Source organism: Vibrio genomosp. F10 str. 9ZD137 (assembly GCF_049974785.1).
In the GTDB taxonomy this organism is placed as follows: domain Bacteria; phylum Pseudomonadota; class Gammaproteobacteria; order Enterobacterales; family Vibrionaceae; genus Vibrio.
In genome coordinates this window covers 1-7,457 of record NZ_JBNGCJ010000427.1, presented here as the reverse complement: position 1 = coordinate 7,457, position 7,457 = coordinate 1, and the positions used below count along the sequence as shown (strand labels likewise).

Genomic DNA, 7,457 nt, shown 5'->3' with positions numbered 1-7,457 from the left:
GCTTGTCTACCGACACGATCACCTCGTAGAAAATCTCGCCTCTTTCACTTTGGCTCGTCGTTGGCGAGATACTTTCAACTAACCCCTTCAATGCACCAAATCGGCTGTAGTCAAAGGCATCTACCTTGATACGGGTTGGCTGACCAACACTCACAAAGCCGATATCTCGTGGAGATAAACGCGCTTTGAAGGCGGCTTTTCCACCAACAGGGACAATTTCAACAACAGTTCCTCCTGGTTGAATCACACCACCATTTCTTGTGCTAGGAATACTTTGAACCAAGCCTTGTACTGGGGATTCCATAACCGTATTGACTAACTTAGCTTGACTGGATCGCACTCTTGCGTTCAAGGCAGACAAATCTGAAACCGCTTTGGAACGTTGATCACTCACTTCCACTTTAGCCTCAGCGAGTAACTGCTCTATTTTTTGATCATTGCTTTCACCTTGACGAATCAACACGGATTTTTTGCCTCGTGCTTCTTCTATCTTTTGTTCGATGGTGGCCAGTTTCTGACGCATTTCGAGCACTCGCAAACGGGATATATTTCCCGCTTTGAAGCCTTTTTCAAGTATCACTAATTCTTGCTTAGTGGCGGTGAGTTCTTTTTCATAACTGGGCAACGTCTTTTCAACACTTCTTAGCTGCTCTGATATTTGCTCGCTCTCTTTTTCCAGTACGATTCTTTTTTGTAAATACAACGCTTTCTGGGCATTCAGTTGGGCTTTTTGTTGGCTGACAATCTCGGGGAAATCCACTTCAAACTCAGCAAAGTTTGGCTCTCGTTGCTCAAGCAGCGCATTCATTCGCTCAACACTCATCTGAAGCGTGACTTGTTGTGACTGCAACTCTTCGAGCGCCGTTTGTTGGAACGTTGCATCAAACTCCACCAACGGCTGACCAACCTCCACCAACTGCCCCTCTTTCACAAGAATACGTTTCAATTTTCCGCCGATGTCGCTTTGCAGTACCTGCTTCTCTCCTTCAGGTATCACTGCACCTTTTGCTTTAGCAATTTCATCCACTTGAGTGACCAAAGACCAAGTGACAAATGCGATAACACACAATGCAACAGACCATGTCGCAATGGAAAGTGATCGAGCCGTGTTCTGTGATTCAACTAATTCACCGTATAATTTATCGCTCATTCACTGTCTCCTGTTCTATTTCGTTACTCTCTTGGGCTAGAGGCCCTGCATAAACAACCACTCCTTCATTAAGCACCACCACTTTATCGGCCAGCTTTATAAGTTCAGGGTCATGAGAGGTAAACACCACCGTGGCGTTGCCGCTTTTTGATTGAAGAAATTCACCGAATATTTTTTTTGAATTTGGGTGGTAATCGGGAACTGGATTATCAAGAAAATACAATTTGTAGTCATAAACCAGAGCCTTGGCATCTATCAGTATCTGAGCCACACTTCCCGATAAGATATCAAAAAGGCTGTCTGGCATAACGCTGCTTATTGGGGTATCCAGATCGTCTGCTAAAGAGCGCAGCCAATCGCCTCCACCCACAGTTTCAATTGAGTGGCGCATTTTTTCTTCGGGTATGTCGTGCCCATCATTAAGCCATTCTCGAATGCTCAATGTGAGCAGATCGGGGTAAGCCGTACGAATAAAACACCAATGGCGGTAAAGCTGAGAATCGTATTGCGCCAGATTCACACCTTCAATCTCTACCATCCCATTTTGAACTGACTGCAACCCAGACATCACTTCGAGCAAAGAGGATTTACCGCTGCCTGACGGGCCAGTGATAGCAACCACTTCCCCCGCCTGAATGTCAAAACTCACCCCATTTAATGCTGGACGGCTTTGTTTAGGATAACGCAAGGTGACCTGCTCGACTTTCAACGTTGGCGCAAGTTTTGGTAAAGGATGGTGCTGATAGCGGAATTCTCGCTCAGAAGGCTGAGAAAGTATCCGATTCACCTGTTGCTTGGATTGATTAAAACCACTAAAACGTAATGCACTGTTCGCGAGCATTTGAGCAGGGCCGGTTACTTTAGAAATCAACATCATCGAGGCAATTAAGCCCCCTGGCGTCATGACTTGTTCGAAAATCAAGCCAATCCCAAGCCCCATGATTGCAAGCGTAGAGCCTACCCCTATTAAGTAATAAGCGGAGGTATACCGACTTTGTAAAACCGATTGAGAAAAATTGACTTTAGAGGCGAGTAAATTTGCCTTATCAAAGCGTTGCATCCAATACTGAGCCATTCCCGAACTGCGTATAAATGTGAGTTTAGACGACAGTTCGTTGGTCATATTTTGTCGGTTTGTCCCTGCAACGGTCGATTGCATTGAGCGTTTACTGCTTGAGTAAATTGAACGTTTCGCTAAAACGTAATAGAGCGTTAAAGACAGGATTGGCACTAACACTAGCCAGCCACCCAACACACCAATTGCCACAACAAATAAGAGAATAAAGGGAAGATCAAACAGAGCGTTCCCCAAAGGACCAGACAACACGCCTGAAACTCGTTCTGATAAGAGTACTTGGTTTTGCTGACTCGAGGTGGTGACTTGCTGGTTTTGTGAATAGCTGTTTAAAAGCAGCTTATGAACCAACGCTTGTGAGATTTCTCTGCTCACTCGATTTGATACCGTAGCAAATACGCGACTTCGCAGCGTTCGTAACCAACCCATCATAATAAATAACAACGCCGCCACGATCGCGATGCCTTGTAGTTCATGCCCTGCATCGCCGCCGATCACATGATCATAAATAGACATAGTGATAAAAGGGACCGCGAGAGCAAAAAGGTTCGTTACAAAGCTGATCAATAATAGTTTTGGAATAATAGGTCGAAAAGCGTGCAAGCGCTCCCCAACCCAATCACTGGCGGGCTTCTCTAATGGCACCCCTTCTATCACAATACAAAACTGAAGGTTTGATGTGAGCCCTTTTTCTCCTTGTAGCGACTCCCATTGCCCAGAGACCATCCGTCCGATAGTGACTTCCTTACTACTATCAACAGCCAAAATGAGTTGATGATCACCCACATTATTCAGATTAGGGAGCAGCTTGTATGGCAGAGAGAGTCGGTCAAATAAAGCGAACACATCGTCTAAAGTCTCAATGCCATTTTCATCCACCCACTGATCCGCGAACAATTGTACATTAGCATTGACTTCAATCTCTTTAAGGATGGATAAACTCAGCACCTCTAAGTTCGTCATGCAGCCTCCCCCTTTCCATTGATGGCAACAACATCGTTAACCTTGGCACTTTGATGGGCCAGTGTGCGCAACATGGGATGATAGGTCACCAAAAAAATGGTTCTCCCATCGACTACTTCTTGTTTGAGTACGGCCACTAGTCGTTCTAAGCCATCAAGATCCAGAGATGCGTCTGGTCGATCGAGCAGCAAAATAGGCTTCGAGCTGGCCAGTTGTGCAACGATATTGAGTAGCTTGACGTTGCCCATATTAAGAGGTGAAGCGCTGGTATGACCTATCTTGGTCTCTAACCCATCAGGCAGACGCGTAATTTCTTTGGTTAATCCCAACCTTCGGGCATAGTGTGTCGCTTTATCCGTTTGGGCTGGATTGAACCCACAAAGGTTGTCTAAAATGGTTCCCGACACTAATTGCGCTTTGGCGCCGCAAAATCCCGACATTGCGCTCAATGTCGAGACACCAATTGACTCCCCATCAGCAAGAACATCTCCTCCACTGGGTTGGTCTACACCCGCAAGTGATGACAGCATAAAGCTAGCTAGGTGGCGAACATCGCTCTCGATGAGTATTATCTGACCGACCTCTGCTTTCAATGCTAATTGATGACTCAATCCATAGCGCTCAACCGTCACTTCTCGTAACTCCAAATTTGTGAAGGACATTCCCTCTTGCTTTGCAGCATCAGACACCGACAAAGCATCCAGTTTTTCAATCGCTTGTGTAGCACTGTGAATGCCATTCATTTTAATTCTGACACCGACTAATGCGCTCAACGGGGCGACAGCGCGACCAGCTAATATTGAACATGCCGCCAATCCGCCTGTGGTTAAGTCGCCATCCAATACCCACAAACTTCCGCTGATCACCAACAAAACAGAAGTGGCTAACGCCGCGAGTTGAATGCACTCTTGGGCAAAAGCGTTTTGTTCTTCCTCTTTGGCTTTAGATTGAGATCGAGCGTGATTGATGGATTTAAATTGGCTGAAAATTCTCGATTCAACCGCTTGACGCTTGATTCCTTGTATAGTCTGCCCTAACAGAATAAGAAAGGCTTTCCTTTGTTTTTCGTTTTGCGAAGCGTGTTCACTGAGCACTTTTACTTTTTGAGACGAAAGCCATACCACGCAGAGCGTCAAACACCAAACCACGATCGGGATGACAACGAGTTCGCCCCCTATATATCCGACTAGAGCTAAGAAAATGAGTGCAAATGGCAGATCGATAAAACCCGAGATAATGCCACCTGAATACCAATCTTTGACTTTAGACACCGCACCAAGCCCTTCCTCAATGCCACCAATACCCACATGGCGAATTTGGCTTGGGGAAGCGGTGGTGATCTTACCGATAATATCCTGATACGTTGCTTTTTCGGTATTACTCGCGGCCGCCGACAGTATCCAACTTCGCACAAAACGAATGAAAGATTCCATCACTACAGCGAGCAACGCACCCGCTAACAAAAGCGTTGCGGTGCCATAACTTTGATTGGGTAAAATTCGGTCATAAATTTGAAGTACCGTTAACGGAACCGCCAATGACAATAGGTTGATCAGCAGCGAAGGCAGCAGAACTTTACCTACTGCTGCCCCTTTTTCTACAGAGTTGTCTCGCATACACCGTCCTTATTCACGCTTATGGAATAAGATTGGTACACACAGTCCCGTTAAGCAAGGTAACAAGCTGATTTAAATTAGATTTATCGCACAAGAATGAAGTAAACATGGATACAACGAGGTGAGAGAAAAGCGAATAACAGCCAAGATCCAAAATGAGTCAATGATAAGACGTCTATCGGCAGTAAAAGATATGAGTTCAGAAAACAAAAACGCCAGCATTGAAGGCTGGCGTTGACTTGTTAAGCGACGTTTTATAAGAAGTTAAAAGACGCCGTTAGAGAAAACGTATTCACGTCTTCTTTGTCCATCACATACGTCATGTAGTTTGCACCCAGTGAAATAGGACCAAATACAGCGTAATCTGCACCAACACCGTACATCATGTCGTAGCCATCATCGTCACTGAATTTAGTGCCATTAGGGCCGGTTAGATCCCAAGAGTGGACTCCGCCTTTGGCGTACACTTGAAGTGGGCCAAAGTTAATGCTTGGTTTAACCGCAAAGTAAACAGAAGAGGCTTTTACGTCGCCAGTAGCAAACTCAAATTTACCGTGGTCCGTATAACCGGCTTCTAGGCCGATGAATGGTAAAATGCCTGTACCCGCATGGATGTTGTAAGACGTTGCATCTTCACTTCCTAAGCTAGATTGACCAGCAGACGCACCACCATATACCCAAGAGTCAGCCATAGCCGTCGAAGATGCACCAATAAGAGCAAGCGCTAAAAGAGTCTTTTTCATAATAAACCTTATTTGTTATAGCTAACGATGACGCTAACTAATACGTGTTGTTATGAGCAATGGCGCTTTAATGGCAGGCCATTGCCGTAATTTTGCCAAATTATAGAGTTATGTTTACAGTATGCAAGGTCTATGCCGCCAATTAACAGGCGTCCATTAGCAAGCATCAATGGCGTTTTTAACCCGTTTATCCGATACTGGATACGGTGTCCCAAGCTGCTGTGCAAAGAAGCTAACCCTAAGCTCTTCAAGCATCCAGCGTACTTCTTTGACGTTATCAGGTATCGCCACGCCTTTGGGTATTTTATTGAGTAATTCTTTGTAATCTTTTGTGGCTGATTCCACTTTCAGCATGTGTAAACGATCTTTATTGGGATCGATAGGCAGCTTTTCCATTCTCTTTTCAATGGCTTTCATGTAGCGCAAGATATCTGGAAGCCGCTTCCAACCACACTCTGTCGCGAACCCTTTAAAAATCAGGCTTTCTACTTGTGCTTTGATGTCAGATAGCGCAAACGCCATCGTGAAATCAACCTTGCCCTTAAGCTTTTTATTGATGTTAAAGGCGGTGGTTAAAATCGTTTCAACTTGCTTTGCTATGTCTACAACCGTGTCGCCAAGTTCAGCTCGAATATGTTCTTTCAACGTTTCAAATTGTGTCGGCTCCCAGACCAAGCCACCTTTTTCTTCGATTAACTTATCAATGCCACACGCAATGCAATCATCGATCAGATCCAGCACTTTGCCATAAGGGTTGAAGTAAAGTCCCAACTTCGATTTATTTGGCAAGTTTGAATGCAAATATTTTATCGGTGACGGTACATTTAAAAGCAAAAGCCTGCGTTGACCTGCACGCATGGCGGAGATCTGCTCTTGCTCTGTTTCAAACAGCTTAATTTCAACACTGTCTTTAGTGTCTACCAAAGCTGGGTAAGCTTTAACTTCAAAACCACCGCGTTTCTGTTGATACACTTTTGGCAGTTCGCCAAAGCTCCAAGTGTGCAAACCTTGCTGTTCAATGTCGTCATCTGCGACTTTCGACAGTGTTTCTTGAACCTTCTCTTTCAAGCTTTCTTTAAGCGTATAAAGATCTTTGTTCTCTTTGAGTTTACGGTTGCGGTGATCCACCGCTCTGAACGTGACTTTCAAATGCTCTGGAATCTGGTTTAGATTCCAATCATCACGCAATACCTCTACCCCTGTCATTCGACGCAACTCTTTCTCAAGAGCATCAAGTAAAGGCATTTCCATCGCGGTGACGCGCCCTAGGAACGCATCGGCGTAGTTTGGAGCGGGAACAAAATTCTTACGCAACGTTTTTGGCAACGCTTTGATCATGCTGACAATCAACTCATGACGCAGCCCTGGAATTTGCCAATCAAAACCTGCAGGCTCAATCTGATTTAAAATAGGCAGTGGCACATGAACCGTGACACCGTCACTATCCTCGCCCGGTTCGAACTGATAACTCAACTTGAGCTTGATCCCGCCTTGGTGCCAGAAGTTCGGGTAATCCAAATCGGTAACATGGCTCGCATCACCTCTGAACAGCATTTCTTTTTCAAAGTTTAGGAGCTCTTTATTCTCTTTGGCTGCTTTTTTCCACCAGGTGTCAAAATGACGTCCAGAGACGACTTCTGTCCCCACACGTTGATCATAAAAATCAAACAGCTCATCGTCATCGACTAATATGTCACGACGGCGAGATTTGTGCTCTAACTCTTCGACTTCCTCTAAAAGCTTTCTATTTTGCTTAAAGAATGGATGTTTATTTTCCCACTCACCCTCGACAAGGGCGCTGCGAATGAAGATTTCTCGGCTGACCGTGGCATCAATTTGGCTGTAGTTGACCAATCGTTTCGGTACAATCGCAATGCCATAAAGCATCACTTTTTCATCGGCCATGACGG

Annotated in this window: 5 protein-coding genes; all 5 read right to left on the bottom strand. The window is 45.1% G+C overall.

Annotation, left to right across the window (positions count from 1 at the left end):
- The coding region (locus ACP45E_RS10155) for an HlyD family type I secretion periplasmic adaptor subunit (RefSeq protein WP_069584971.1) at window positions 1-1,150 on the bottom strand (1,150 nt) is incomplete at its 3' end.
- On the bottom strand, window positions 1,140-3,188 hold the full coding sequence (locus ACP45E_RS10150; RefSeq protein ID WP_069584970.1) for an ABC transporter transmembrane domain-containing protein: 2,049 nt from the start codon (window positions 3,186-3,188) through the stop codon (window positions 1,140-1,142). The genes ACP45E_RS10155 and ACP45E_RS10150, both read right to left, overlap by 11 nt.
- Window positions 3,185-4,804, bottom strand: a complete 1,620-nt coding sequence (locus ACP45E_RS10145; RefSeq protein ID WP_017038373.1) for an ABC transporter transmembrane domain-containing protein — start codon at window positions 4,802-4,804, stop codon at window positions 3,185-3,187. The genes ACP45E_RS10150 and ACP45E_RS10145 overlap by 4 nt, the downstream gene beginning before the upstream one ends.
- A gap of 254 nt (window positions 4,805-5,058) precedes the next feature.
- Complete coding sequence (locus ACP45E_RS10140) at window positions 5,059-5,547, bottom strand: outer membrane beta-barrel protein (protein WP_017033429.1); 489 nt, start codon at window positions 5,545-5,547, stop codon at window positions 5,059-5,061.
- A gap of 156 nt (window positions 5,548-5,703) precedes the next feature.
- On the bottom strand, window positions 5,704-7,457 hold a 1,754-nt coding region (hrpA, locus tag ACP45E_RS10135), incomplete at its 5' end, for an ATP-dependent RNA helicase HrpA (protein WP_069584968.1).